A 26,476-nucleotide genomic window follows, 5' to 3' on the forward strand; every position below is an offset into this window, starting at 1 on the left:
TCCCTAGGCAGCCTCAGCCACTCTCAGGGTTTCAAGCACATCGTCCAGCTGCTCCTCCATGATTCTGATTTTTTCTTCAGATGCATCTGCTTTTTTTCTTTCGGCTTCCAATTCAGCCTTTAACCTTTCAATTTGAGAATGAAGCTGCGAAATTACTTTTTGCTTTGTGGCATTGTCCACATTTGATCTTCTGAGCTCTTCTCTCAATTCCTTGTTTTGTTTTTTTGCCTTTGTTCCTTCAGCTGCTGATGTGGCAACGGCAGTGGCTACTGTTCCCACTCCTCCTGCCAGGGCTGAAATGACGGCAGTGCCTCCGGCCATGCCAAATCCTCCCGCAGCCAGCGAACCTCCTCCGATGGCTGCAAGCCCTGCCGAAGTGGCTGCAGCACCGGACAACCCCATGAACGCCCCTCCGACGGCAGCTCCGATGGCCGGCGCTGCCAATCCGCCTGTTACAACACATAAAGCTCCTGCTCCAAGGCAGGCTGCAATTTTTCCTAATTTCATAATCCTACCTCTCCAGTATGGTATTGATTTTTTCCTGGATTTTTATACTTTCTTCTAAGGCTCCTTCAAGGGCGGCCAGTTTTTCATCTTCTATTCCAAGTATTCTGCAGATATTCTTCATACCGTTTTTCTCTGCTATGGAATATTTGTTGTCTGCGTAGCACAGTGCCAGAAGTTCATATATCAGCAGCAGCTTCGTTCCTCTTTCGCCTATTGATGACAGTATTTCCTCGATGCTTTCCTTTTTGTTCAGCACGCTGTCAATGATGTCTTCCATCTCTGATTCCGAAATACCGTAAAGCTGCCCAATTTGACTGAAATATTGTCTTTCTTCAGGCTCAATCCGTTCATCTGCCGTGGCTATGCTTACCAGTGCCTTAACATAGGATACCTTTTCTTTTGCATTCATGTAATCTCTCCTCTATTGTTCGATTCTTATGAAATAAACTGTTAATCGTAAATCCCCATACAACAGTTATCGGCATTTGGCACAATAAATTTAGCTTGGAAATCTAATCAATATTGTTGCTGCAGTCCGGACAGACTATGTCGTCACCGTCAAACCAGCTGCCGCAAATCCGGCAAAACCTGCCGCCATCGTCATCAGGATCATAGTAGTCGTCTTCAGGGTCCATAAAGTCTGCTTCCATGCTTCTCATTATGTCAGCGGCTTCTATGTATTCCCTGGCCGTCACATACAGGTCAAAGCCCAGGTCATTTAATTCCTCAAAGAAAAATGGCGTTATAAATGATTCCATCAATGCAGTGCAGTACTTGACGATTTCCTTATCATTGTAATTTCTTCCCAAAAACTTCACTACATCGCTGCTGGTCCTGATGCCGTACCTTTCCTTGTCATAGCAATTAACATAATCCTTTATGTCTGACCAGTATATTATCAATTCTGCCGAATTAAGGACAAATGCATTCTCATTTCTCACATGCCTTACCGAAAGGTAATTGGCCGGAACGTAAACCTTGTATATGTCCTCGCCTTTTTTTGATATTCTGAATCCGAACATTCTAAGTATGCGCAGAGTTTGTTCCAGGTAAAACCTGAAGGATTCCTCAGCTGAATGAGCCTCCATGTATCCAGGGTCAAGGTTTACGGACAGGGGCTTTACTATTCCGCTTGCTATGAAATCCTTTCGGATGGTGTACTGTCGTAACATCTCTGTCCTGACGAAGTCCGGAAATTCCCCGCCGTATGTCTTAAGGTAGTGGTCGAATTCAGACTTGTAGTACTCCAGTTCCTCCACGGTATCCGACACCTTGAACCTTGCCATGTATCTGGTAATCAAGCCTTTGATGTAGCTCCGAACTTCTGCGTCGAAGTATGGTGTGCTTTTTTCCTGACTGGACCTGGTCCTGCCCGTGGGCCTCAGTCTGCACAGGGAAAAGTCATATTCAGCCTTCTCCAGGTGCAGTCTTGACAGTAGTTCATCTTCCTTGGCATTATCTTTCAGCGCCTTTTTTATGGCGCTGACCAATGCATCATATTCATCCCTTCCCCACTCCACAACTGTGCTTTCATAGGTGTACTCCCGGTAATGCTGTCTCAAATTTACCAAGTATTCTTGCTGCAAAGCCATCCCCCCTACATGCATTTACTTTATTAAATTATATCTGCCTGAACTTAATATTATGAAAAGAATAATTTCTCATTATATTTGTTTTCCATAAATGTTTAGGACGGAAATTAACAAACATTCCCGGACAGCATAATATATTGTAAAGGAAAGGAGTGATAATTGTGCCACCTGCATACTTTGGCACCTTAACATACAGCGTAATGCCGGGGGACAGTCTCTATAAAATCGCTAAGGACTACAACACTACCATTGAAAATATATTGAAGTTTAACAATATAGCGAACATCAACCTGATTTATCCCGGTCAACAGATAATTATTCCGATGTCTCCACCTGAAGCAATAATCCATACGGTGAAACCCGGAGAAGCACTGTACAATATTGCATTGAGATATGGTACTTCCATCAACAACCTAATCAGGTTCAACTACCTGACCCCTCCGTATATTATTTATCCGGGGCAACAGCTGGTAGTCACCGCATCGCTCAGGTAACACAGTTTCAAACAAAAAACCCATGCTTCCATGGGTTTTTGCCGTTAAAATTCGTTTGATTCCAGAACAAGATTCAGCTTTTCTTTCAGATCAATGTGTTCATCAACCAGATTTTCAATCTGAACCAGTTTTTCCGTTTCCACATTCAGGAGGGCAGTCAGCTCTTTCATTGATGATTTTTCACTGTCCGAGTATTTTCCGTCTGCATGGCACAGAAGAATCAGCTCATATATGAGCAGCAGCTTTGACTGCCTGTTTTTGATCTTAGCAAGGATGTCCTTAAGCTTCTTGCCCTTTTTCACCTCTTCGGCCAGATAGTTGATCTTTTCCTTGTTGAAGCCCATACTGTCTGCAATGTTTTTCAGGGCTGTTATCTCTTCAACCGTGATAATGCCGTCACTGGAGGCGATAAACATGAATGCCTGCAAGTAGCTCTGTTTTTCCTTATTCTGCAACTTCATAAGTTTTCTCCGCTGAGTGAAATTAGTCATATGACTACTACCTTAATATCGGCACTTTATTTACCATTTTCAGCTAAAAACACATGATTAACGAGATATTTTTATGTTAACTTTTTCCATTTTGTACTTTTTCTATGAACAGATTTCAACATCTCCACTGTCTTTTATTTGTAATGCATAAATACGGTGTGCCTGAAAACAATAAACATATATCAGCAAAGGAAGGATTTAATATGACAGAAAAAAATTCAATAGCACCGGAAGCGCGTCAGGCTCTCATTGACTTCAAGATGGAAATGTCAGATGAGCTTGGCATCCAAACCCACAACAACATGAGCAAAAGCGAATATCCGGTGAATATGAACCGTTTGAATGGCGGCAACAGCCTTGACAACGAGCTTCACAACCATGATATTTACTGACAAAAGCACCCATGCAGCTGCATGGGTGCTTTTCTTGGAGGGAGAATTATCTATATCATCAGTATTTAGTTGTTTGCTTTATTATTTACATACTGTAGTTTTATTATTCGTCGTTTTTAACCTATTCTGTCTTCATCGGTTTCTTACATTTCATACTCATAATATACAGCCCGTTTGCGTTGAAAATATGGTGGCAAGTTGATTTATTTATGAAGATAAAAATCCTTATTTTTCCTCTGTCCTGTTTAGAGCTTTAATAAGCAGAGATTTCCAGCTAATCACAGTCGGTTCCTGAATTTTTTTTAATTGAAACTCCGTGCGGTTATACGTTTCAATGCAAAAAATTCACGCACAATTTTTAAAATAATTGTTGACAAGCAGCTTTTTTTCTAATAATATGGGATAAATTTATATTGATGCAGTGATAAAGAGGAGTAGGCGCAAAATACTTGCAGAGAGTGAAGCTCGACAGGCTGGGAGGTTTCACATTTAAATTTGTGCCGAAGGTAGCTTTGGAGCATTTGATCCGAAATAGCAGTAGGATTGAACGGTCATACCGTTATATTGTCAAGAGCCGTTTACGGAAATCAGGTGGTACCGCGGGTATTCTCGTCCTTTTATGAGAATACCCGCTTTTTGTTTACAAAAAATCATCTGTCTTGCGCAGCATCAACATGGGAATGTCCCAAATATTAAAAGAAAGAAGAGGTACATATGAAAATTAAAGCAGCAGAAGCAATTGTAAAATGTCTTGAAGCAGAAAACACAAACATGGTATTCGGATACCCCGGAGGAGCCGTCCTACCTCTTTACGAAGCCCTCCGGAAATCAGACATACAACACATTCTTGTGAGGCAGGAGCAGTCTGCAGCTCACATGGCCAGCGGCTACGGCCGTGCCCTTAACAAGGTGGGCGTATGCATCGCAACCTCAGGACCGGGGGCCACCAACCTCATAACGGGTATCGCAACTGCTTACATGGATTCCATACCCCTGGTGGTTATAACTGGTCAGGTAAACTCTTCTCTCATCGGAAGGGACATGTTTCAGGAAGCAGACATCATCGGAGCCACACTTTGCTTCACCAAGAACAGCTACCTGGTTAAGGACGCAAAGGAACTGCCGAGGATTCTCAAGGAGGCATTTCACATTGCCTCCACAGGCAGAAAAGGTCCGGTTCTCATTGACATCCCCAGAGACATTCAGGAGGATATCATTGAATTCGAGTATCCCGAAACCGTAAGCATCAGAGGATACAAACCCACCATCACGGGCAACACGAAGCAAATCAAGAAGGCTGTGGAGCTCATAAACAAGTCAGAACGCCCCGTTATCTGCGTTGGTGGAGGAATAAGCGCTGCCGATGCCTGCGATGAACTTATACGGTTTGTTGAAATAACAAAGATACCGGTTGTGTGCACGCTTATGGGTGTGGATTCCTATCCTAACTACAGCCCGTACTTTGCAGGGCTCATAGGTTCCCACGGATATCCGTTCGTAAACAGGATGATGAACGATGCTGATCTTTTGATAGTTATCGGAGCACGTTTTGCCGACAGGTCCACTTCCATGATGAAGAACTCAGGCAGCAGAAACATAATCCACGTTGACATAGACCCTGCCGAAATAGGCAAGAACTTTGAGACAAAGATTCCCATCGTTGGAAACGCCAAGGATGTTCTTTCAGACCTGCTCAAGTACGATTATGACATAAAGGACGACGACTGGGTTGAAGCTGTACAGCACAAGCGCCAAAATTACATGGACAGGCTTTTTGCTCTGGATACTCAGCTCAACCCCAGGTTCCTCATTAAAAAGATTTCAGACAGACTGGGGAAAACCGGAATATGGGTTGCAGATGTTGGTCTCAACCAGATGTGGGCAGCACACAGCTACTGCGCCAGCAGTTCAAAGAAATTCTTCACATCCGGCGGTCTGGGAACCATGGGATACAGCCTTCCTGCTTCCATCGGGGCAAAGCTTGCGTCTCCTGACACTAAGGTTGTGGCGTCCATGGGAGACGGAGGATTCCAGATGCTCATGAGCGATATAGCTACTGCCAGGGAACACAACGCAGGCGTTAAGTTCGTACTGTTCAACAACGGCAAACTGGGAATGGTGCGGGAACTTCAGAAAAATTCCTACGACAGCAAGTCCTACTTCGGAATAGAATTTGGATTCAACCCGGATTTTCTGAAAATAGCAGAAGCTTATGATTTCAAAGCTATAAGAATAACAAAGAATGAGGAAATCGACTTTGCCATAGATGAAATGTTCGCAGATGATGAGCCCTTCATCCTCGAATGCATCGTAGATCCGGACATACCTTCAGTTCCGCACTTAGGAGGCAGATCATGAGAGAAGACAAGAAAATATTATTATCCATACTTGTGGAAAACTACGCAGGAACGCTCAGCAAGGTTGCTGGATTGTTCACCAGAAGGGGTTACAACATCGACAGCCTCAACGTTGCCGAAACCCAGGACCCTAAGCTTTCAAGGATTACCGTTGCCGTAACCGGCGACAGCTACGTCATAGAACAGATTACAAAGCAGCTTCACAAGCTCATCAACGTTATCAAGATCACTATTTTAAGCGATGAATCTTCTGTTCAACGGGAGCTCATGATGATAAAGGTGAATTCCGAAGGAGCAAAGCGTTCTGAAATCATTCAGATTGTAAACATCTTCAAGGCAAACATCATAGATGTGGGCCACAAGAGCCTTATTGTTTCAATCACCGGGGACGAGGAAAAAAACAATGCGTTTCTGGAGCTCATGAAGCCCTTCGGCATCGTTGAGATGACAAGAACAGGCCCCACAGCCCTGGAGAGAGGATAAAAACAACACCCTCTGCATTGCAGAGGGTGCTAATGTCATTTCAGCGGTGTTCCGCAATTTGGACAGAACTTGTATGACCGGTCCGCTTCGAATCCGCAGCTTGGGCACCTTTCCGCCGAGCAGTTTCCCGTATATACAGGCTGCAGGTCTTCAGGCCCCAGGTAAATGTCCTCCCCTTGTCCGTGTTCCAGCAATGATGCCTTTTCCTTGTTAATCACCAGGTAAATGCTGTTGCAGCAAGTTGTCTTGATGTAAACCTTCTTGTTAAATTTGAAAACCGGAATGAAGAACAAATTAAGCACGCTGCTTTCCATGTATGATTGGTAACGTCCATACCTCTGACAGCAGCTGCACAGCATTGTCCTGTTGTAGTTCAGTTCCTTTTTCTGCGGGAATACTCCTGCCATAAAAAACATATTATCACCTGCCTATATCATTCTTATGGCGAAGTGCGGACATGATGCGATGCAGTAACCGCACTGGATGCATTTGGACTGGTCTATGAACGCTTTGCCGTCCTTCATGCTTATGGCTTCGCTATGGCAGTTTTCAATGCATGTGCCGCATCCGACGCACACTATACTTGTAACCACTACCTGCTTCTTGTTTTTGATTATTATTATATCCTCAAGGTCTGTTTCTCCGTTGAAGTAATTCACGTTGTACTTTACTTCTTCCCTGCTGATCATCCCAATGGCTATGGAGTAGTTGTCGCTTAAGTTTCTGGCAAATTTCATGCTTTCATCGTAATCGTCAATGAGTGTGCCTCCGCCTAAAGCCTTCATCAGGTAGATGCCCTTACCTTTGTTTTTGCATTTTTCTATTGCTTCTTTCATGTCATCGATGCTGCCGTTTATTATTCCTCTCCCTGCCTTGTTAATGAGCGGAAACACCACGTCTATGTCATCTCTTTCGGCACAAAGCTCTACCAGCTTCACATTGTGGGTTGAAACTCCGATGGTTTTTATTATTCCCTTTTCCTTGTAATCCTTCAGGCAATCCAATGCTCCCTTTCTCACTTCAAAAAGGTCTGTCCCCATTTTTGCGGAATGCAGGTGGAATATGTCTATGTGATCAATTCCCATGCCATCCAGTGCTTCCTTCACTGCCTTGTCCATGTCCTCGTATGTGGATGCTGCCGACTTTGTGGCTATTATGGGTCTGTCGCTTCTTTTTGAAAAGGCCAGCTTAATGTGTTCATAGGTCTTGTACATCTGTGCCGTATCGATGAAGTTTATTCCCATATCCAATCCCAAGGACAAAACATCCGCAGCTTCCTCCACAGACAGATTTTTTTGGAGTGGCCCGAAGGGCAGACATCCAAAACAAATTTCAGTAACTTCGAATCCTGTGTTCCCTAATATGACTTTTTTCATAACGTCCTCCGCTCATATGATTTTTCATTAATGATAGCATAACTTACGTCACTTTGCCATATTAAGTTTATTATCTGTCACTTCACCACGACCTCGAAATCCTCCCAGAAATTTTGTATTTTGCTGTAGGTTATTTCCTTTTTTATGTATACATCCCTGCTGTAGGTTATGGGCATGAACTGCCTGCCGCATATGATGTCCCCTGCGTAATACTTCTTGTATGTGGCGTTCTGGTGCATCCCGTAGCTTCCCGTCAGGGATATGTGAATCCTGAAACGACTTTCCAGTTCAGTGTTCTGGCTGTTGAACTCTGCAGCCTTTTGAGATTCTTCATACACGTTGAGGTTTTCGAATGTGTTTTTGAAGGTGTATGAAAAATCAAGCTTGCCCAGATATGTGATGTTGTTGTCTGCTGCCATGCAGTAAATTGAAGGAATGGAATCACCGCAGTTGTGCTCCGACACGCTTATTCTTATTTCCGGGTTGATGAGCGGTTCCTTGTTGGTGTTTATTACCCTGAAAATCAAGGTGTCGGTTTCCGCGTTGTATATGATTTTCTCGGTAAATCTTATGAGGTTTCTGGGATACAGCAGCTTTATGGACAGCACAGAAATCATGAGGGCAAAATAAAGGGCGGTGGTGCAGGACTGCAGTATGACAAGAAACTTCCCCAGATTTGTTACCGGCACCAGGTCACCGTATCCTATGGACAGGGACGTGACAAAAGAAAAATACACATAATCAAAAAACGGAGTTGATGAGCGCAGAATCCTGAAATTAAAATAGATGACCGAAAAAATCAGATTTACGGCCACATATATGCCAAGCATTTTGGACAGCACCAAAAAAATGGGCTGGTTTCTCATACTGCTCACCCATCCGAGATTTTCTTTTCGCGGATATGCTTTTTTCATGCTTCACCTCCCAAGTCTGTAGTTTCAGCCTTAATATTATGTCCCCGGGAAAGTTATTCTTGCGCAATTTAAAAATTTCATGCATAGGATATTAAAAGCAAACAAAAAAGCAGAACCGTTGTGGCTCTGCTCTGTATCTTTTAAAGCAGCGAAATCTGTTCTGATTCCGGCACTTCCTTGTGGATTATTTCGATGGAGTCGAAATCATCCTTGTTGGTGAAAATTTTCTTGCCCTTGGCTGTTCTTTTTGCCAGAGGCATCAGATTCTTGTAGATATTTATGGTCTTTTCCTTGCCTCTTAAGGTTTTGTAGACTATGGTGTCCTTCTCGTAAACCTCTTTCACCAGGATGAGCTCATTGTCTTCCGTCAGATATGGCTTGGAGCTTCTTGAGGTCATGAACTGGTCATATCCCCCAAGCTTCCCGTAGCCGTCCTTTGAAATGAACAAAAGTTCCCCTTCCTTGCCCTGGATGAACACGTGCATTATGCTGTTCTTAAGCGGTAGGTAGTTTTCAATGGCAATTCCCTTGAACTTGGCGTCTCCCTGAGTCAGGGCTCCCGGCTTGATGAGTATGCATTCACCCAGGTTTGTTATGACAGCAATCCTGTCAGTTTCTAAAAGCTCCTGATTGATGAGGCCCGGTTCATTCAGCTTTGTCCTTGTGGTCTTGATGTAGAAGTTTTCATCCACAAACACGTTGTAGGTTTTCTTCTGTTCCACGAACTCGGTCCTGATGTCTGTTATTTCAGTTTTCCTGTGCTCTGGGAATTCCTTTCTTATAGACTTAAGCTGCTTCTTGATTTCATTGAGAATCTTTTTCTCCGATGACAGTATGTCGCTGATGCGCTCATTTTCTTTTCTGAGTGCGTCGCATTCCTCCTGGATTCTCATGGTGTTTATTTTTGAAAGCTTCCTGAGCTTTGTGTCTAGTATTATGTCAGCCTGGATTTCCGAGCATCTGAACTTTGAAATGAGCTCCCTGTCTTTTGTGGAAATGTCCTCATAATTTGTGGTATCTCCGAACATGAGAGCGTTCATCATGTGCCTTTCTGCTTCGGCCTCTGTGTTGCCAGGAGCCTTGGTGGTTATTTCGTATATGAGGCGCAGATTTGCCTTTCCGAAAAGAAGGCCGTTGTACTTTTCTACCTGAAGCTCCCCGCTCTGAAGTATCTGTCTGTGCTTTTTAACATAAAGCTCGTTCTGGTACTTCAAAAATATGTTTATATATTCCTCAAGGTTGAATGTCTTAGGCTCGTTGTTGAGTATTGCCAGCAAAAATACGGATATGTTGTCCTGAAGCTTCGTATGTTTGAACAGGTAGTTTATTACATATTTTTCATCCGTGTCCTTCTTAAGCTCAATGACTATCCTGATGCCTTCCTTGGAGCTTTCATCCCTTAAGTCTGTAATGTTCAGCTCCTTTTTCTCATTGGCCGTGTCTATGAGCTTGTTTATGAGATTTTCCTTGCTTCCGCTGACGGAATACGGAATCTCCGTCACCACTATCTGCTTCTTGCCGTTTTTAAGCTCCTCTGTGTGGTACCTGCTCCTAATTTTCAAGGAACCCTTGCCGGTGGTGTATATGTCCAGCAGTTCGCTTTTGTTCGTGATTATGGCACCTGTGGGAAAGTCCGGGCCATGAAGTATCTCAAGCATTTCTTCGATTGTTGCATTTGGGTTTTCTATCTTGTGTACTACCGTATCCAGAAGTTCCGTCAGGTTGTGGGGAGGAACATAGCTGGTCATCCCTACTGCGATTCCGGACGTGCCGTTTGCCAGAAGAGCGGGTATCTGGACCGGTAGTACCACTGGTTCGTACAGCGTCTCATCGAAATTTTTTGTCATGGGAACTATGTTGTACTTCAGATCCTCTAGGTACAGCCTGCTGATAGGCGACAGCCTGGCTTCCGTGTACCTCATGGCAGCAGCGCTGTCTCCGTCGATGGAACCGAAGTTTCCGTGACCTTCTATGAGCGGGTGGTTGTAGTTGAATGTCTGGGCCAGTCTGACCATGGCATCGTATATGGAGGCGTCTCCGTGGGGGTGGTACTTTCCCATTATGTCTCCCACTATACGGGCGCTTTTCTTGTAGGCTGCTTTTGGCGAGCATCCCAGCTGGTCGGCTGAAAACAGGATTCTCCTGTGAACAGGCTTAAGGCCGTCCCTTATGTCAGGCAGTGCCCTGCTGACTATTACCGTCATGGCATAGTCCAGATATGACTGCGATATTTCGTCTTCGTAACTTACATTTATGATTTCATCCATATATTACTCCTTATAAATCCAATATGGCTCTGTCGTAGTTTTCCTCAATGAACTGCCTTCTGGGTGGAACCTTGTCGCCCATGAGCGTTGTGGTGAGCTTTTCTGCCTCCATGGCATCCTCTATGGAAACCCTCTTGAGCTTTCTTGTTGCCGGATTCATTGTTGTTTCCCAGAGCTGTTCCGGGTTCATTTCTCCCAGTCCTTTGTATCTCTGGATTGTGTAGCTTTCAGGATTTTTCTGCGCCCTGAGCCACTTGCCGAAATCCGAGTCGTCGTAGAAATAGTTGATTGTCTTTCCCTTTGATGCCTTGTACAGCGGCGGCATGGCCATGTACACGTGTCCCTCGTCTATGAGCTGCCTCATATAGCGGTAGAAGAACGTCAGAAGCAGCGTCCTTATGTGGGCGCCGTCAACATCGGCGTCCGTCATCATTATGATCTTGTCGTACTTGAGGCCTGAAATGTCCTCTGCGCCTATGGGAACACCTATGGCATTGGCAATTGGCAGCAGTTTCTGGTTTGTTGCAGCCTTTTCCTCTGAAACCTTCTCAACGTTTAGTGATTTCCCGAACATGCTGAATATGGCCTGATACTTCCTGTCCCTGCCTTCCTTTGCAGAGCCCCCTGCAGAGTCTCCTTCCACAAGGTAAAGCTCTGTGAGGATTCCTTTTGCTTTGTTGTAGGACTGTTGGCAGGATGCAAGCTTCTTGTTTCCAACAGAAGGCTTCTTCAGGGCAGATTCCTTGCTTTTATTTTCCGACACCCGTATTTTTTCAAACTTGAGAGACTGCTCTATTATTGTTTTCACCAGGTCCAGATCCCTGTCAAAATATGTTTCCAGCTCCCTGGCCAGCAGATTTTCAACTGAAGTTTTCACAAAAAGGTTTCCCAGCTTTGACTTTGTCTGCCCGTCAAACTGCGGATTCTTTATCTTTACGCTTATGACGGCATTCAGTCCTGTCCTTATGTCCTTGCCGTCCATGGTGGTGTTTTTCTTTAGCATGCTTAACTGGAGTGCAAATTTGTTGATTATTTTAGTAAGTGCTGATTTCATGCCGGTTACGTGGGTTCCGCCTTCGATGGTGTTTATGTTGTTGCAGAAGCTCACTATAACCTCGTTGAAATCCTGAGTGTGCTGCATGGCAAACTCCAGGTAGCAGTCTTCACCTTCAGCCGTAATGCTGATGGGATTTTCGTACAGCAGGTCCTTGTTTTTGGTTATGTCCTTTATGTAACCCACAAGGCCTTCCTCTTCGTGGAACACCTCTTCTGCGGCAGGGTTGACGGTCTTGTCTACAAGCGTCAGAGTCAGGCCCTTGTTCAGATATGCAACTTCCATAAGCTTCTTTACTATTATGGGCTTTTGAAACGCGGTATTCTCAAATATTAAGCTGTCAGGCTTGAAGGTTATTTTTGTGCCCCTTTTTCTGGTGAAGCCCACAGACTTCAGCTCGCCGTCGTCAAGCTCTGTTATGGCGCTGCCTCCGTTTTCGTACTCGTCCACATAATGCTTGCTGTCCTTGAACACCTCAACCTTCATGTAGGATGAAAGGGCGTTTACAACAGAAACCCCGACACCATGCAGGCCGCCGGAGTAAATGTAGTTTTCGTTGTTGAACTTGCCGCCGCTGTGAAGCACTGTCAGAAGTATTCTTTCAGCGCTGACTCCCCTGGGATAAGCTGTCTTAGGATACTCCAGCGTGTTATCGTGAAGTTCTGTTGGCATGCCCCTGCCGTTGTCTTCAACGGAAACGGAGCCGTCACTGTTTAATGTTATGGTGATGTCAGTACAGACACCGGCCAGGTGTTCATCCACCGAGTTGTCTATGATTTCCCATATGAGATGATGCAGCCCCTTTGAGCCTGTGCTGCCTATGTACATGCCGGGCCTTACCCTTACGGGTGCAAGACCTTCCAAAACGGTAATGCTTTTCGCATTGTATTCTTTAACCAAAATTTTCAGTCCTTTCAAAAATCTATCTGGTGTTTGCCTTGTACTATTTTTGTATTCGTATTATATATCGGCAATTCATTTTGTTTTATCACACAATTCAACTAATAGTACCACAAATTGCTGATTATTTCCAGGGAAATGTTGAAATTCAGATAAAAAGTATATAAAAAGGCAAATAAAAACAGGACTGTTGCATCAGTGATTATTATCGTGTCATTCTGAGAGCTTTAGCCAAAGAATCTCATCATTTCAACATATGAGATCTTTCGTCAGCGCTCAGGATGACAGAAATATACTTAATACAACAGCCCAATTATGGAAGGTATCAGACTAAGAGGTTGTCCCTCAGTTGGTTATTTTTTTCTGTAGAAGCTTACTTCGCAGACGTCGTTTCCTTCTGCCAAAGTCTTGCCCAGTTCGAACTGGAATTCGTCAAACTTGCTGTCAATGCCTCTGTCTCCGCACATAGCTATGTCGCATACCTTTGCCAGGACTTCTCCTTCAAGGCCAATCATCTGCCATGCTGTCAGAAGAGGACAGTAGTTGTATTCAAGCTTCAATACTTCTTCTGAAATTTCCTTTACTTCTATTTCAAATATTTTCTTTATGTCATCAGTGAAGAATGTGTTTCCGAAGGAAACAAGGCTTCCAGGAACATCCATTCTATCCTTGATTCCCTGTCCGTGGATGAGGCCTGTTTTGTATATTGCTTCTCTTCCGATAGTTTCCCAGTCAAGTCCTCTGTCCATGGCCTCTTTGAGTATGAGTCCCATCCAGAGTCCTCTGTGAACGATAGCGCCTCTTATTTTGTTTATTTCCTGGTTATCAGTATTTTTTGGTTCGTTTTTAATTATGCACATTTGAAATCTCCTTAATTTTTTATATTTTATTTAAAAAAACATGCTTGCAAATATACCCGCTATTATTACGGATCCTGATGTGGCGCTGACAAATCCTGATACCAGCGTCTTAGGCAGGAAGTGATCCAGCAGAAGCTTGAACTCTTCTTCATTTTGCCCCTGAAGTTTTGCAGATTCATTGCTCAAAACATAGCTTGCAGGGAAACCTCCGGCAATGGAGCCCAGACCGATTGCAAATGACATCGCCTTGCTCAGGCCCAGAGCCTTTCCAATAGGAATTGACAGCAAAGCTATTCCGGCTGTTGCCAAAGAGATGAGCACTGCAAACGTAAATGCTATTGATTTGAGGACTTCAGGCGTAACGCTCTTCAATCCTGCGAACACAAACATCATGATGATTGTAATGAACAAACCGAAGCTTCTTGAAATTTCCAAAGGCTTTTTCTCGATGAATCCTATTTCGGTTGCGATTACTCCTATCAGCAGGCAGAACACAAACTTGGATACGGCTCCTTTTGTCAATGTTTCCAGGTATCCCGAGATGATTACGAGAATCAGTGTTTTAAGAAGGACGATGGCCTCTGTCTGGTATTCTTTCGGAGTTTCAGGGAATATGCGGTACTTACCCTGAGAAGAAGCTGCAGTCTTTGTTGTGAACTGGCTCATGTCAAGCTCTCCTGCTCTGTACTTCTTAAGAACGTTTTGTCCTTCAACCTTCAGGCAGTAGTTTATTAGCGGGAAACCAACAAACCCCTGAAGCACATACATGGCCATGGCTATGATGAACAGAAACTCATTGTCTTTTACTGCTCCCTGCATAACTATTGCAGACACCAGACCGCCTGTCAGCGGCGGTGTTGCCACGGCTGCAATCTCAGTTCCCACAATCGCTCTTCCCACAGTCATTACCATAAGAACAATTCCTGCCATACCTGCAAATGTAACAACTACAGTCTTCCACTGTGCTATGAGCTCATCCTTGTCAAGCATGGTTCCCAAGTGCGTTACCATTATCATTACAAACAGCCCCGGCATATTTGGAGCAATGCCTGCCCTTGTAAGGATGTCCTGAGGAAACAGCGTCCAGAAGCCCACTATGAACAAAGCTGCTGAAACGAAAATTGACGGTATGAGTGCTTTAGTCTTTATTGAAACTATTTCTCCAAGCGCCAGTGCAACAAGCATAAGCATGAAGGCATCCTGTGTGGTAAGCTCTGATGCGCCTGTCATTGGTTTGTAGATTGTGAAGTATCCTATGGCTAGAACCATCAGAAGACCCACTATGACAGCCATCGTAATTTTTTTTGAACCTAATTTTGAATCCATTACTTTACCTCCGTATTTTTATTTGCTGAGGCTTGGCTCTCCCAAAACCTTGCCTCTTTTCATGCAACAATTAAAGCAATTACTGTGCCACATTTTAAAATTTTCAAAAAAATTTTTTTATGCTGATAAAATCAACGTTTCCGTATAATGCTCACACCCATAGTCTCTTTAATGCTATAAAAAAAATACACACCCACGCTTTTGTGTGATGTGCATTTCTCATTTTGATAAATTATAGCACGTATGTCCATTTACGAGTTTCTCATTTTGATAAACGAAACCAGCTTAATTTTAAATATTGTGTTTTTTCAAACAAAGTCCGTTTCTCATATTGAGAAATAATAGGTCAGATTATTTGAATATTGTATTCCTTTATTTTTCTGTACAGCGTAGCCATGCTTATATTAAGTGCCTCAGCAGCCGCTGCCTTGCCTGTGACGCTGTCTCCGTAGAATGACAAAGCCTGACTTATGAGATTTTTCTCCATTTCCTGGAGAGGAACAATGCCGGAACCGTCCATTGATGCGCCTTCAGATTCCCTCATTTTTTGCGGAATGCTGTTCATTGTTATATATGATGTAGTTTCCATGTTGACCGAATATTCCACCACGTTTTCAAGCTCCCTGACGTTGCCCTTCCACTTGTTGTTCAGCAGCACGCTTTCAACATTTGCAGAGAATCCCTTGATGTTTTTGTTAAGCTTCTTGTTGTATACCTTCAGGAAATGTTCAAGGATTATCTTTATGTCTCCTTTTCTTTCCCTCAGCGGCGGAATATTTATGGGAATGACGTTGAGCCTATAGTACAGGTCCTCTCGGAATTCTCCTGTCTCCGCCATTTTGTCCAGTTCCTTGTTCGTGGCTGCTATTACCCTGGTGTCAATGGGTATGCTCTTGTGTCCTCCGATTTTTTCAACGGATTTTTCCTGCAGAACCCTAAGCAGCTTGGTCTGAAGGTGAATGGGCATATCCCCTATTTCATCGAGAAATATTGTTCCCCCGTGGGCCAGCTGGAACTTGCCTGCCTTGCCTCCCCTGACTGCACCGGTGAAGGCTCCCTCCTCATATCCGAACAGCTCGCTTTCAATGAGATTTTCAGGTATGGCCGCACAGTTGAACGCTATGAACGGCTTGTTTCTCCTGTTGCTGCTTTCATGGATTGCTCTGGCAAAAAGCTCCTTGCCTGTTCCGCTTTCACCCAGTATCAAAATTGTGGAGTTGCTGTTTGCAACCATTTTGGCCTTTTCCTTTACCTGCACAATCTCCTGACTGTTTCCCACTATGTCGTCAAAGGATGTTGAAACGTGGCTCAGGGAGATTTCATTGATGACCCTGTAGATGTCATCCATTTTCTTGAAGGTAAGTATGGATCCTGCGCTTTTTCCTCCCAGCTGCACCGTCTTGCCGGAGATGAGGGCATGAAATTCATTGCCGTCCCTGTTTATGGTTATTTCAATATTGCTGAACTGCTTGTTTTCCTTCACAAGCTTCTTGATATATGGCTGCAGAAGTATCTCGTAGACCCTTTTTTTCATTGTACCTTCCTGGGTTGTGTGCAGAATCTTGTCAATGACTGAATTTGCATAAACAACATAGCCGTTTTCATCTGCTGCGATGACTCCTTCGTCTATGGAGTCCATTATGGATATGAGCTGGTTCTTCATGACCTCCAGCTTGTTTGAAGCTTCCCTTTCCAGCAGTTTGCTAACTATCAGATCTCCCATCCTGTCCAGAAACTCAATGAGATTTGCCTGGTTTTCCAGAAGAGTCTTCTTGTACTCTTCAGAAATTGCAATGAGCCCAATTGCACCGATGGTTTGATTTCCAAGCCTTATGGGGTTGCATATCATGGCTTTCAGCTTGCACTTGCCCTTTTCGTCGCATGCAATGCAGTTCTCACTGTCCTCCATGCCGGCAATTACAACCGGTTGACCGGTTTTTACAACCTTTCCGATGACATATGAATCCTTGATGATCTTCACTTCTTCATCAAAGTGTTTTTTGGTATCTCCGATCTTCTTGAACTCATTGTCGGAGATGATTACGTCCATATTCAAAACGCTTGCTATTGCTTCGGAAATTTTTTGAACTTCCTTGCGTATATCGGATAGCTTCAATATGATTCTTCCCTTCTTTATTAGTGAAATCAAAATTTGTTTATCATTATTATATATCATTTAATAGAAAACCGTCAATATTAGACAGACATGTCCATGGCTTAAAATTTATTGGCACGGTTTTTGCTTGAAGGATACCAAAATATTTTTACGAGAGGTGCAATATGTTTGAAAATTTTATCGATATTCTTAAAGAAGAGCTGGTGCCTGCCCTGGGCTGCACTGAACCCATAGCCATAGCTTATGCTGCTGCAAAGGCAAAGGAAGTTCTGGGTGAGTTTCCTGAAAAAATAACTGTTGAATGCAGCGGCAACATAATAAAGAATGTGAAAGGCGTTACTGTTCCGGCCACTAACAACTTAAAAGGCATCGACGTCAGTGCCGTGCTGGGGGCCGTTGGAGGAAATGCTTCAAAAAAACTTGAAGTGCTTACGGAAGTGACTGCAGATGACGTTGAAAAAACCAAGGAACTGGTCAATTCTGGCATATGCAGGATAAAACACATAAAGAACGTTGAAAACCTGTACATCAACGTGATACTTGAAAGCCAGGGACACGAATCCTCCGTCACCATATCAAACGGCCACACAAACATAGTAAAAATCATGAAGGACGGCATAGTTCTTCTGGAAAACAACGACACAGATGTTCAGGAATCAAAGATTGACAAGTCAAATCTCAACATCAAAAACATCTACGAGTTTGCAGAAACTGTTGACGTTAATCTTTTGAAAGACGTGCTGGACAAGCAGATTGAATACAACACAAGAATTGCTGAGGAAGGTCTGAAGAACAAGTACGGCGCCAACGTTGGAGAATCTCTGCTCAAATACTACGGAGACGATGTGAAGGTTCTTGCCAAGGCTTATGCTGCTGCAGGCTCTGACGCCAGAATGAGCGGCTGCACACTTCCTGTTGTTATAAACTCAGGCAGCGGCAACCAGGGTATTACAGTTTCAATTCCCATCATCGTGTACGCAAAACATCTGAACGTGGGAAGTGAAAAACTTTACAGGGCATTGACATTGAGCAATCTTATTGCTATCCACCAGAAAAAAGGTCTCGGAAAGCTTTCTGCTTACTGCGGAGCCGTAAGCGCAGCATGCGGAGCAGGAGCCGGCATAGCATACCTTCACGGCGAATCCTTTGAAATCATAACAAGAACCATTACAAACACCATTGCCAACGTATCAGGAATAGTATGCGACGGTGCTAAGCCATCCTGTGCAGCAAAAATTGCTTCTTCTGTTGATGCTGCCATAATGGGATACCACATGGCCATAAACGGCAACACCTTTGCCTGCGGCGAGGGACTGGTGAAGGATGACATCGAAGATACAATCGACAGCATCTGCAAAATGGGTAAGGATGGAATGAAGGAAACGGACATAGAAATTATCAACCTGATGATAAGCTAGAAGACCACAAAACTTATGAGCCGGGCAGTTTGGAAACAGCCCGGCTTTTGTTAAATTAATAACTTCACCTGCTCTATTGCCAACGAAAATGCGGCTGTGTATAATGAGTACAGATAAGTATGAATCATGATTGGTTAGAGGTGGAATATGAAGAAAAAAGATATGTTGATTGCATTGCTGGTAGTAATAATCTGGGGAGCTAATTTCACGGTCATAAAGCTTGGTCTGGCGGGAGTGCCATCCATGCTTCTCGTTGCTTTACGATACCTGATAACGGCATTTCCGGCTGTGTTTATAGTGAAGAAACCTGAAACGCAGTGGAAGTACATAATTCTTTACGGGTTGTTTGTGGGCGTACTTCAGTTTTCCTGCCTGTTTTACGCCATGGAAATAGGAATGCCTGCCGGGCTTGCTTCCATAGTGCTGCAGTTTCAGGCTTTCATTTCACCGATTATGGCATTGGTATTTCTGAAGGAAAAGATAAAAACAAAACAAATTGTGGGTTCCCTGATTGCTATGGCAGGTCTGGCAATAATAGCTACTGCCGCCATATCAGGCGGAATTTCTGCCATACCTCTTCCGGCAATACTTCTGACGGCATGCGCACCCATTTTCTGGGCAGCATCCAACATAATCTCAAGAATTGCCTCTGAGAAGGCTGCTTCAGAAGGCAAAAAGCTTGACATGTTCAGCCTTGTGGTGTGGTCTGGACTTATACCGCCGGTACCCATGTTTATATTTGCCCTGGTTTTAAACACTCCCCAGGAGATTGCAGGCGCAATTTCAAACCTTAACGGCATGTCCGTATTTGCAGTGCTTTACCTGGCCTTCGGAGCAACGCTTTTCGGCTACGGCTTCTGGAGCAAGCTCATTGTGAAATATCCAATGGGAAAGGTTGCGCCATTGTCGCTGATGGTTCCCATAACAGGATTATTGACTGCAAGAATCATACTGTCTGAAAAGCTGACCTCTGCTCAATGGATCGGTGCAATGATTATACTTTCAGGACTAGTTATTACTAACGTTAATTTCGAAACTGTAAAGGGATTGTTCACGAAAAATTCAGCAGAAATAAATGAGTAACAAAAAACGTAAAATAGCCCGGCATTGCTTGCCGGGCTTTTGCTTTATCAATCAACAATTTTATAACCTTTACGCTATTGTCTATATTACCCTGCAATGTATGTTATATATTGTTGTGTCGGACTTGCTGCGATGTTATAATTAAAGCAAGAAAATTTGGAGACGAGCATGAAACTAGTACATGTTGATAATAAAAACAGAAGAGCCTTTGTAAATTTTTATAAAAAGCAATATTTAAATGATCCTTTAAAGAGAGATTCCTTGTCTGGGCTGGTTAAAGGGTTGATATACGGGAAATCCGAGCTTTGTAAATCTGTTGATTTAGAACCTTTAATGGTTGTGGATGACGATAAAATTGTTATGATTTGCATGTTGGCTTTTGCATACAGGATGTCTGATTACATTCAAATAGGTTTTTTCGAATCAGAAGAACTTAATATGGATGCATTTAAGCTCATAATGGACAGGGCTGAAAAAATGGCAAGACAAAAAGGAGCCTCTAAGATATCTGCCTCCTTGAACATTCATGTTAATTATGGATTGGGATTTTTAGCCGGTGATTATGATAAAAAACAAAGCTTCGGCATGGCGCACAATCCGGAATTCATCCACAAATACTTTGAACTTAACGGGTTTAAAGCAATAGAAATGGTAAGCTACAAAAAAGATATGAAGAATGTGGATGAACTATTAAGCAGTGATGTTAGAAAAAGACTGGAGACACGATATAATGTTAGGCCGGCTGATTTAAGCAATTTAAAACATGAATGCAGCATTTATACTGATGTTAACAATCAATCATTCGGTGATCACTTATTTTATTATCCAAGAAAAAAAGAAGAAGATTATGAATTGTTTAAAGACCTTAAATTTCTGCTAAAACCGGAAAACCTTTTATTTGCAGAGAAGGATGGAATTCCTGTCGGGTTCATGCTTTGGTATCCTGATTTCAACCAGCTGATGAAGCCCTCTGAAACTGTGGGACTGAGAACTGTCATCAAAAACAAACTATTCTCCGGTAAAATCAATCAGTTTAAAATTGTTGAAATGGGGGTTATTCCAGGTGAAAGGAACAAAGGCGCCATTTTGGCCTTGTTTGATTATTGTTTTAAATGCACGAAGGGAAAATTTCATAATTTTGAATCCGGCTGGATTTTATCTGAAAATACCAAGTCGAAAAATTTCGGCATCAAATGGGCTGATTGCGAATCCAAGCATTACAAGGCTTACATTAAGGAATTAAGCGATGAGCAAGTATAAATCAATCAACAATCTAAAGAATCAATTGGAAAGCATGTCTGCTTTAAAGTCATATGAAAATTTATATGAAATGATTCCTCTTTTGGAATTACTGGAAAAAGTAAACCCATGTGATCAGGAATACGAGCTGATTGATGACAATATCATCATTTCATACTCATTGAAGCTGAATTTATTTAATTTTAAAAATATTTTCCCTTTAAGAGCAAAGGTTCAAATTATAGGACTGCCTGTATCTGTATGCGAAAAAGGTTACTGGGGTGAAGCTGCTTCTATAGAAAATGTCATTCAGCAAAGAAAAGGGTTAAAAGTTCTGCTGAATGGAGATACCCCTTTTAAAGGCGGCGGAAAAACCTTATCAACTTTTGTATTTGAAAACAAATATTCTTCATTTGATGAATATTTGGATGCTTTGAGGAGCCCTTACAGAAGGCGGATAAATCAAGCTCTTAAGCATAGGGATAGCATTGAAGTAAGAAAAATTAACAGGGAAGATTTCAATGAAAACCATTACAAGCTTTATTTGAGCATTATGGACAGAACCGATAATCCGTTGGAAACACTTCCTATTGAATTTTTTACCAGTTATGAAGCTGAATTGTATGAGTTTATTAATATTAAAACAAAAGATGTTTTAGCTTTTATTCAGTTAAAGGAAATCAAGGATAAAAATGATACGCTTTATTTCTTGTTTGGTGGATTTAGAAAGGAAGATAATGAAGCATACGATATTTATTACAATATGCTCTTGAAAATAATTGAAACCGGTATAGAAAAGCAAGTTAAAACAATAGAATTTGGTCAGACTGCAGAGGAAAGCAAGTTGAAAATTGGCTGCAGAGAAAAATGCAAATATTTATATGTTCATCACAGCAACCCTGTGCTAAATTTTTTTATTCAGCATTTAGTGCCTTTATTTTCGTATAAAACCTACAACATAAAGCATCACGTATTCAAAGATTCCAAAAGGGATTGAGGTTAGCCATGATTGTATTTTTAAATAAAGTCAGGGTAAAAACTGTTTTTTCTGCCTTTGAGCCGGTAGTAACAGAGCCCCTGGAGCTATGCTATTTAAAAGCTGTTTTAAACAGCATGAGTGTTGAAAATTATTTAATTGATGAATTATTGGGATTAACTCAACCAAAAGATATTACTCCTGATATTGTTGTGCTCACAGGATACAATGTTGCTGAACAGGAAATCATCAGAGAAGCTCACTTATACAAGATGAAGTATCCCCATGTAAAAATCATTGTTGGCGGAGTCCACATTCAGGGTAATTCCCATGACTTTCATGTTAAAGACATTGATTATGTGTGTCACACACAAAGTTTAAACACTTTTAAACTATTGATTGAAAAAATAATAAGCATGGATGAAAAGACTGCCATTGACGGTGTAGATTTTCTGATAAATGGGGAAGAATCCGCGGAAGCGTACTGGAGTATCGGTAAAAAAGAAATAATTTATGGCAATGAAAATATATTAGCTGACAGAAGTATTTTCAAACAAAAATCCAACAAGCTTCATTACCTGGAAAAAAAGAACGTTGCTTTAATTAAAAGCAGCATCGGATGCCCGTTTAATTGCTCCTATTGTTACTGCAGACAATTGAATTCCAATCATTATGTAAAAGCTGACTATGCTGAAATGGTTCATGAAATGGAAAGTATTGAGGCTGACTACTTCTGGATTGTTGACGATGTTCTTTTCTCTCAAAGAAGTGACGCCCTGGAATTTATAGATATTGTAAGGAGCAGGAATGTTAAGTTAAAGATCATCGGATATTTAAGAGCTGATTTTATTTTAAGAGAAAAAGATTTGCTGGGAAAGTTAAAAGGAGCAGGACTCACGGAAGTAATCGTGGGATTTGAAGCAACTAATAACGACGAGCTTAAAGGATATGAAAAAACTACAAATGCGCTTGATTATCCAAAAGTCATTTCTTTGCTTAAAGAACACGGCATCCATTTAACAGCCCTTTTCATGGTTCAACCCGATTATGGTACAGGCGACTTTAAGAATTTAAATAAATTTGTGAAGCAAAATAATATTGATGTGTTCACTGTATCAATTTTGACACCTGTTAAAAGCACTGAGGATTATGAATTGTTAAAAAATGATTTAATTACTAAGAATCCTGAAAAATTTGACTTCCTACATTTAGTGCTTAAGCCAAAATTACCAAAGTGGTTGTTTTATGCTTTGTTTTACGGCATTCATCTGCAGCTGTTAACATCCAAAAGAGTTTGGAAATATATTTTAAACAAATAGGAGTATTTATGAAATCTGACATATGGAATTTTTGGGCAAACAAATATGACAAACTATGGGTTCAGAAGTATTCTTTAAAACCTACAAGAAATTATATTTTAAGTGCTGTTTCAAATATTGCAAGGGATGATAACATGAAAGTATTGGATTTAGGCTGCGGCCCCGGAGAATTAATTCGGGAGCTTGAAAACAATTTTGATAACCTTCACGTTACAGGAATAGACTTTTCAGAAGGAATGCTTGAAGTTTCAAGGAGAAAAAATCCTGAAGCTGAGCACATTAAAATGGATGTGGCTGAGCTGTATAAATTGCGGGATAAATTCGATGTAATTGTATGTACTCATTCCTTGCCATATTACAAACATCCTGAAAATGTAATGAAAGAGTTAAACAGGTTATTAAAGGACAATGGCAAAATTTTCATTGGTTTTGCCAGCGGCAATAATTATTATGATAAATTTGCATTGAGTTTTGTAAAATTGACAACCGGCCCTGCCAATTATCCTTCTCATGAGAAGTTTAAGCAATTGGTTCATGATTATTTTCAAATCGAAAACTTAAAAATAATTAAAGAAAAGCTGTATATGCCAAGGATTGCAGTTTATACGCTAAAGAAGGCTAGCATATGAAAGTTCTTTTGATTCGGCCAAAACCACACAAGGAAACCATCGGACTTCAGCATGTAATGATATGTGAACCTTTGGAGTTTGAATACCTCGTATCCAATGTACCTGAAGAAATAAAACATGCTATTCAAATTAAAATAATTGATTTAATTGTGGAAAAGAAGGGTTATAAAGAAATTTTGTCTGAGGAAAAGCCTGATTTTGTTTTATATACAGGATATATAACTCATGTTGGAATAATAAAGGACATGGCACGCACTGCCAAAGAAATGTTCTCATATGTTAAAACTGGCGTCGGCGGAGTTCATACAGAGGTTGTACCGGAAGATTTCAAATCTCAGTTCATTGATTTTATTTACGATAGAAATGGAATTGATGGTTTCAATTTTACTTTAAAGGAATTGTTAAAGGGCAGTGGTATTGATGGCATCAATGAAGCCCTTGTTAAATCACCTCCTAAAAACAATAATTTCAATTATAGGTACCCTGACAGAAATGCTGTATCTAAATACAGGAAGCATTATTATTACATGTTTCACAGCCCTTGCGCCTTAATAAAAACTTCCTTTGGGTGTCCATACAGCTGCAGCTTTTGTTTTTGCAAAGAGATTACCGGCGGTAAATACTTCTCAAGAGATATGGCAGACATAATCGGCGAGTTAGAAACAATTGAAGAAGAAGAAATATATATAGTTGATGATGACTTTCTCTTTAATAAGGACAAGCTCAGGGAATTTATAGATAATCTCAAGAAAAAAAATATAAAAAAGAAATTTTTAGTTTACGGGAGAGCTGATTTTATTTCTGAAAACAAGGATATTATGCTTGAACTTAAGGGCGTTGGGTTGCAGGCGGTCATAGTAGGAATAGAATCGGTCAGAACAAAGGACCTGCAGGCTTACAATAAGAAAACAACTAAAAAAGTCAATGAAGAATGCATTAAAACATTAAAATCATTAGACATAGAACTTTATGCCACATTGATCATTCCCCTGGACTTTACGAAACAAGATTTCAGAGAATTGACAGGGTGGTTAAAAAATTCAGATGTTAAATTTGTAAACCTTCAGCCTCTTACTCCATTACCGGGAACAGAAATTTTCCATTCATACTTATCTGATTTATTGGTTGAAAGAGAAAATTATGAAGTGTGGGATATGGCTCACGTAGTTTTAAAACCGGAGTTCATGAGTATAAGAGCTTTTTATACGGAATTATTGATCGCATATTACAGAGTTATTATGAGGCCAAAGCATTTAGCTGCTTTGATTAAGAAATACGGCATAAAAGCTAATTTGAAAATGCTCGTTGGGAGCAGTCTTGTAAGTTTGCAATACATTCATAAGATTGTGAGGGGACGTTAATGAAAAAAATATTGCTGATACAACCAAGTCCTTATGATCAAAACCATAAACCCATAAAGAAAAACAAATTGTATTTTGTTGGACTGGCTATGCCGCTTTTAGCTGCCATGATGCCTGAAGGCTGGGAAGCAGAAATAATACTTGAAATATTGGAAGACATACCTTTTGATACTGATGCCGATTTAATAGGTATCAGCTCCATGGGTCATGGTGTAATCAGAACCATTGATATTGCAAAAGAATTTCGGAAAAGAGGCAAGACGGTTGTTCTTGGCGGCTACATGGCCAGCATTATGGCAGAAGAAGCAGCTAAATATTGTGATGCTGTAGTAGTTGGAGATGCAGAGCTTGTTTGGAAGCAATTATTAGAGGATTTTGAAAATGGCCAATTAAAGAAAATTTACGAGAAAAATCTTAAAAGCGGAATGTTGTCAACACCCAGCCCTCGTTTTGATTTAATTATCCACAAAAACATAGGAGATTTTTTACCTGTACAAGCCGGAAGGGGCTGTCCTAACACATGCAGCTTTTGTTCCGTCGCTTGTTTGTACAAAGGTCATTATATTAAAAAACCTCTTGAAGAAGTTGTAAGGGACATTAAACAAGTTAAAAACTTAGGATTTAAAAAGTTTTTGCTTTTGGATGACAATATTTTTTCTGACAGAGAATATTTAAATGAATTACTGAGAGAAATAAAAAACTTGAATATGGAATGGATGAGCCAATGCGATATTCGAATAGGAAAGGAAAGTGGACTGTTGAAAGCATTGGCAGAAAGCGGCTGCACCACCCTTAGTTTCGGACTTGAAAGTATTTCCCGGGAAAGTTTAGTTGGCATGAACAAGGGTTGGGCTGATCCTTTAAAGTATCCCCAATTAATAAGCAACATTCAATCCCATGGAATTGATGTTTCAACAGAAATGGTTGTGGGCGGCGATGGAGACACTTTAGAGTCCATTAGAATGACTAAGGATTTTATAGAGGATAACAAAATTTCTGTCCCTCGTTTTTATATTTTAACTCCTATTCCCGGCACTAAGTTTTTTAAAGATATAACAGCTGAAAACAGGTTGATTAAGGATGACATATATGCCTTTGACGGCACCGAGGCAGTTCATATGCCTAAAAATATCACCAGTGATGAATTAACAAATGCTTATTGGGAATTATATGAATCATTGTTTACTTTAAAATCTATTTTTATAAGAAATATTTTGAGAAAAGAGTTCTTAAGAAAACCTGGAAAATATTTGTTTTATTGTTTGGTCAATTTGTATTACAGGTATCAAATCAAGCAAAGAATAACACCTAATATATTTTAA

The 26,476-nt window shown here is 41.3% G+C and carries 24 protein-coding genes and 1 other annotated feature; of the genes, 12 read left to right on the plus strand and 12 right to left on the minus strand.

The features are described from left to right. Window positions 1-3: 3 nt before the first annotated feature. The 3 genes from AAGU76_RS11510 to AAGU76_RS11520 form a co-directional block, all read right to left on the minus strand. Window positions 4-507, minus strand: coding sequence for a hypothetical protein (locus AAGU76_RS11510; protein WP_342485631.1), 504 nt, complete (start codon window positions 505-507; stop codon window positions 4-6). 4 nt (window positions 508-511) lie between these two features. Further along, window positions 512-916 carry a TerB family tellurite resistance protein gene (locus AAGU76_RS11515; protein ID WP_342485632.1) on the minus strand — a complete coding sequence of 135 codons (405 nt, stop codon included), beginning with the start codon at window positions 914-916 and terminating at the stop codon, window positions 512-514. A gap of 103 nt (window positions 917-1,019) precedes the next feature. Then, the gene (locus AAGU76_RS11520; RefSeq protein WP_342485633.1) at window positions 1,020-2,093 is read right to left on the minus strand and encodes a hypothetical protein; all 1,074 of its coding nucleotides are present in this window, start codon (window positions 2,091-2,093) and stop codon (window positions 1,020-1,022) included. 167 nt (window positions 2,094-2,260) lie between these two features. Between AAGU76_RS11520 and AAGU76_RS11525 the strand changes: the two genes are divergently transcribed. After that, complete coding sequence (locus AAGU76_RS11525; protein ID WP_342485634.1) at window positions 2,261-2,593, plus strand: LysM peptidoglycan-binding domain-containing protein; 333 nt, start codon at window positions 2,261-2,263, stop codon at window positions 2,591-2,593. Window positions 2,594-2,637: 44 nt separating this feature from the next. Here AAGU76_RS11525 and AAGU76_RS11530 read toward each other — a convergent pair whose 3' ends face one another. Beyond that, window positions 2,638-3,054, minus strand: a complete 417-nt coding sequence (locus AAGU76_RS11530; RefSeq protein ID WP_342485635.1) for a DUF533 domain-containing protein — start codon at window positions 3,052-3,054, stop codon at window positions 2,638-2,640. A 233-nt stretch (window positions 3,055-3,287) separates the two neighbouring features. On the opposite strand from AAGU76_RS11530, the gene AAGU76_RS11535 reads away from it, so the two are divergent. The 3 genes from AAGU76_RS11535 to ilvN all read left to right on the plus strand — a co-directional run bounded on the left by AAGU76_RS11535 (window position 3,288) and on the right by ilvN (window position 6,316). Further along, window positions 3,288-3,476, plus strand: coding sequence for a small, acid-soluble spore protein, alpha/beta type (locus AAGU76_RS11535; protein WP_342485636.1), 189 nt, complete (start codon window positions 3,288-3,290; stop codon window positions 3,474-3,476). Window positions 3,477-3,888: 412 nt separating this feature from the next. After that, window positions 3,889-4,096, plus strand: a binding site (T-box leader). Between the two features lie 94 nt (window positions 4,097-4,190). Continuing rightward, window positions 4,191-5,834 (plus strand): biosynthetic-type acetolactate synthase large subunit, encoded by a 1,644-nt coding sequence (gene ilvB / locus AAGU76_RS11540; RefSeq protein WP_342485637.1) that lies wholly within the window; start codon window positions 4,191-4,193, stop codon window positions 5,832-5,834. Beyond that, window positions 5,831-6,316: an acetolactate synthase small subunit gene (ilvN, locus tag AAGU76_RS11545; RefSeq protein ID WP_342485638.1), complete on the plus strand. Its 486-nt coding sequence runs from the start codon at window positions 5,831-5,833 to the stop codon at window positions 6,314-6,316. Before ilvB ends, ilvN begins: the two co-directional genes overlap by 4 nt. Window positions 6,317-6,351: 35 nt before the next feature. Here the strand turns inward: ilvN and AAGU76_RS11550 are convergent, their stop codons facing one another. From AAGU76_RS11550 to AAGU76_RS11585, 8 genes are all read right to left on the minus strand, one after another. Then, the gene (locus tag AAGU76_RS11550) at window positions 6,352-6,732 is read right to left on the minus strand and encodes a zinc ribbon domain-containing protein (protein WP_342485639.1); all 381 of its coding nucleotides are present in this window, start codon (window positions 6,730-6,732) and stop codon (window positions 6,352-6,354) included. Between the two features lie 12 nt (window positions 6,733-6,744). After that, window positions 6,745-7,692 carry an aldo/keto reductase gene (locus AAGU76_RS11555; RefSeq protein ID WP_342485640.1) on the minus strand — a complete coding sequence of 316 codons (948 nt, stop codon included), beginning with the start codon at window positions 7,690-7,692 and terminating at the stop codon, window positions 6,745-6,747. Window positions 7,693-7,769: 77 nt separating this feature from the next. Then, window positions 7,770-8,606, minus strand: coding sequence for a potassium channel family protein (locus AAGU76_RS11560; RefSeq protein WP_342485641.1), 837 nt, complete (start codon window positions 8,604-8,606; stop codon window positions 7,770-7,772). 140 nt (window positions 8,607-8,746) lie between these two features. Beyond that, a complete protein-coding gene (locus AAGU76_RS11565) occupies window positions 8,747-10,873 on the minus strand; it encodes a DNA gyrase subunit A (RefSeq protein ID WP_342485642.1) in 2,127 nt (708 codons plus the stop codon). A 10-nt stretch (window positions 10,874-10,883) separates the two neighbouring features. Further along, window positions 10,884-12,845 carry a DNA gyrase subunit B gene (locus tag AAGU76_RS11570; protein ID WP_342485643.1) on the minus strand — a complete coding sequence of 654 codons (1,962 nt, stop codon included), beginning with the start codon at window positions 12,843-12,845 and terminating at the stop codon, window positions 10,884-10,886. Between the two features lie 335 nt (window positions 12,846-13,180). Continuing rightward, window positions 13,181-13,687 (minus strand): L-2-amino-thiazoline-4-carboxylic acid hydrolase, encoded by a 507-nt coding sequence (locus AAGU76_RS11575; protein WP_342485644.1) that lies wholly within the window; start codon window positions 13,685-13,687, stop codon window positions 13,181-13,183. Window positions 13,688-13,717: 30 nt separating this feature from the next. Beyond that, window positions 13,718-15,013 (minus strand): hypothetical protein, encoded by a 1,296-nt coding sequence (locus AAGU76_RS11580; protein ID WP_342485645.1) that lies wholly within the window; start codon window positions 15,011-15,013, stop codon window positions 13,718-13,720. A gap of 346 nt (window positions 15,014-15,359) precedes the next feature. Then, window positions 15,360-17,129, minus strand: a complete 1,770-nt coding sequence (locus AAGU76_RS11585; RefSeq protein WP_342485646.1) for a sigma 54-interacting transcriptional regulator — start codon at window positions 17,127-17,129, stop codon at window positions 15,360-15,362. A 164-nt stretch (window positions 17,130-17,293) separates the two neighbouring features. Between AAGU76_RS11585 and AAGU76_RS11590 the strand changes: the two genes are divergently transcribed. The 8 genes from AAGU76_RS11590 (at window position 17,294) to AAGU76_RS11625 (ending at window position 26,476) form a co-directional block, all read left to right on the plus strand. After that, complete coding sequence (locus AAGU76_RS11590; RefSeq protein ID WP_342485647.1) at window positions 17,294-18,547, plus strand: L-serine ammonia-lyase, iron-sulfur-dependent, subunit alpha; 1,254 nt, start codon at window positions 17,294-17,296, stop codon at window positions 18,545-18,547. A 147-nt stretch (window positions 18,548-18,694) separates the two neighbouring features. Beyond that, window positions 18,695-19,630, plus strand: coding sequence for an EamA family transporter (locus tag AAGU76_RS11595; RefSeq protein WP_342485648.1), 936 nt, complete (start codon window positions 18,695-18,697; stop codon window positions 19,628-19,630). Window positions 19,631-19,798: 168 nt separating this feature from the next. Beyond that, window positions 19,799-20,890: a hypothetical protein gene (locus AAGU76_RS11600; RefSeq protein ID WP_342485649.1), complete on the plus strand. Its 1,092-nt coding sequence runs from the start codon at window positions 19,799-19,801 to the stop codon at window positions 20,888-20,890. Continuing rightward, a complete protein-coding gene (locus AAGU76_RS11605; RefSeq protein ID WP_342485650.1) occupies window positions 20,877-21,866 on the plus strand; it encodes a hypothetical protein in 990 nt (329 codons plus the stop codon). Before AAGU76_RS11600 ends, AAGU76_RS11605 begins: the two co-directional genes overlap by 14 nt. A gap of 8 nt (window positions 21,867-21,874) precedes the next feature. Continuing rightward, a complete protein-coding gene (locus AAGU76_RS11610) occupies window positions 21,875-23,164 on the plus strand; it encodes a radical SAM protein (RefSeq protein ID WP_342485651.1) in 1,290 nt (429 codons plus the stop codon). A gap of 8 nt (window positions 23,165-23,172) precedes the next feature. After that, window positions 23,173-23,793: a class I SAM-dependent methyltransferase gene (locus tag AAGU76_RS11615; protein ID WP_342485652.1), complete on the plus strand. Its 621-nt coding sequence runs from the start codon at window positions 23,173-23,175 to the stop codon at window positions 23,791-23,793. Then, window positions 23,790-25,154, plus strand: coding sequence for a radical SAM protein (locus AAGU76_RS11620; RefSeq protein WP_342485653.1), 1,365 nt, complete (start codon window positions 23,790-23,792; stop codon window positions 25,152-25,154). The genes AAGU76_RS11615 and AAGU76_RS11620 overlap by 4 nt, the downstream gene beginning before the upstream one ends. After that, entirely contained in the window at window positions 25,154-26,476 is a 1,323-nt protein-coding gene (locus AAGU76_RS11625; protein ID WP_342485654.1) for a radical SAM protein, read from the plus strand. Before AAGU76_RS11620 ends, AAGU76_RS11625 begins: the two co-directional genes overlap by 1 nt.

The organism is Sedimentibacter sp. (genome assembly GCF_038562225.1).
In the GTDB taxonomy this organism is placed as follows: domain Bacteria; phylum Bacillota; class Clostridia; order Tissierellales; family Sedimentibacteraceae; genus Sedimentibacter.

Coding starts and splice junctions, on each gene's coding strand:
- AAGU76_RS11510 (WP_342485631.1), bottom strand. CDS start 507: ATGAAATTAGGAAAAATTGCAGCCTGCCTTGGAGCAGGAGCTTTATGT.
- AAGU76_RS11515 (WP_342485632.1), bottom strand. CDS start 916: ATGAATGCAAAAGAAAAGGTATCCTATGTTAAGGCACTGGTAAGCATA.
- AAGU76_RS11530 (WP_342485635.1), bottom strand. CDS start 3,054: ATGAAGTTGCAGAATAAGGAAAAACAGAGCTACTTGCAGGCATTCATG.
- AAGU76_RS11535 (WP_342485636.1), top strand. CDS start 3,288: ATGACAGAAAAAAATTCAATAGCACCGGAAGCGCGTCAGGCTCTCATT.
- ilvB (WP_342485637.1), top strand. CDS start 4,191: ATGAAAATTAAAGCAGCAGAAGCAATTGTAAAATGTCTTGAAGCAGAA.
- ilvN (WP_342485638.1), top strand. CDS start 5,831: ATGAGAGAAGACAAGAAAATATTATTATCCATACTTGTGGAAAACTAC.
- AAGU76_RS11550 (WP_342485639.1), bottom strand. CDS start 6,732: ATGTTTTTTATGGCAGGAGTATTCCCGCAGAAAAAGGAACTGAACTAC.
- AAGU76_RS11555 (WP_342485640.1), bottom strand. CDS start 7,692: ATGAAAAAAGTCATATTAGGGAACACAGGATTCGAAGTTACTGAAATT.
- AAGU76_RS11560 (WP_342485641.1), bottom strand. CDS start 8,606: ATGAAAAAAGCATATCCGCGAAAAGAAAATCTCGGATGGGTGAGCAGT.
- AAGU76_RS11565 (WP_342485642.1), bottom strand. CDS start 10,873: ATGGATGAAATCATAAATGTAAGTTACGAAGACGAAATATCGCAGTCA.
- AAGU76_RS11575 (WP_342485644.1), bottom strand. CDS start 13,687: ATGTGCATAATTAAAAACGAACCAAAAAATACTGATAACCAGGAAATA.
- AAGU76_RS11580 (WP_342485645.1), bottom strand. CDS start 15,013: ATGGATTCAAAATTAGGTTCAAAAAAAATTACGATGGCTGTCATAGTG.
- AAGU76_RS11590 (WP_342485647.1), top strand. CDS start 17,294: ATGTTTGAAAATTTTATCGATATTCTTAAAGAAGAGCTGGTGCCTGCC.
- AAGU76_RS11595 (WP_342485648.1), top strand. CDS start 18,695: ATGAAGAAAAAAGATATGTTGATTGCATTGCTGGTAGTAATAATCTGG.
- AAGU76_RS11600 (WP_342485649.1), top strand. CDS start 19,799: ATGAAACTAGTACATGTTGATAATAAAAACAGAAGAGCCTTTGTAAAT.
- AAGU76_RS11605 (WP_342485650.1), top strand. CDS start 20,877: ATGAGCAAGTATAAATCAATCAACAATCTAAAGAATCAATTGGAAAGC.
- AAGU76_RS11610 (WP_342485651.1), top strand. CDS start 21,875: ATGATTGTATTTTTAAATAAAGTCAGGGTAAAAACTGTTTTTTCTGCC.
- AAGU76_RS11615 (WP_342485652.1), top strand. CDS start 23,173: ATGAAATCTGACATATGGAATTTTTGGGCAAACAAATATGACAAACTA.
- AAGU76_RS11620 (WP_342485653.1), top strand. CDS start 23,790: ATGAAAGTTCTTTTGATTCGGCCAAAACCACACAAGGAAACCATCGGA.
- AAGU76_RS11625 (WP_342485654.1), top strand. CDS start 25,154: ATGAAAAAAATATTGCTGATACAACCAAGTCCTTATGATCAAAACCAT.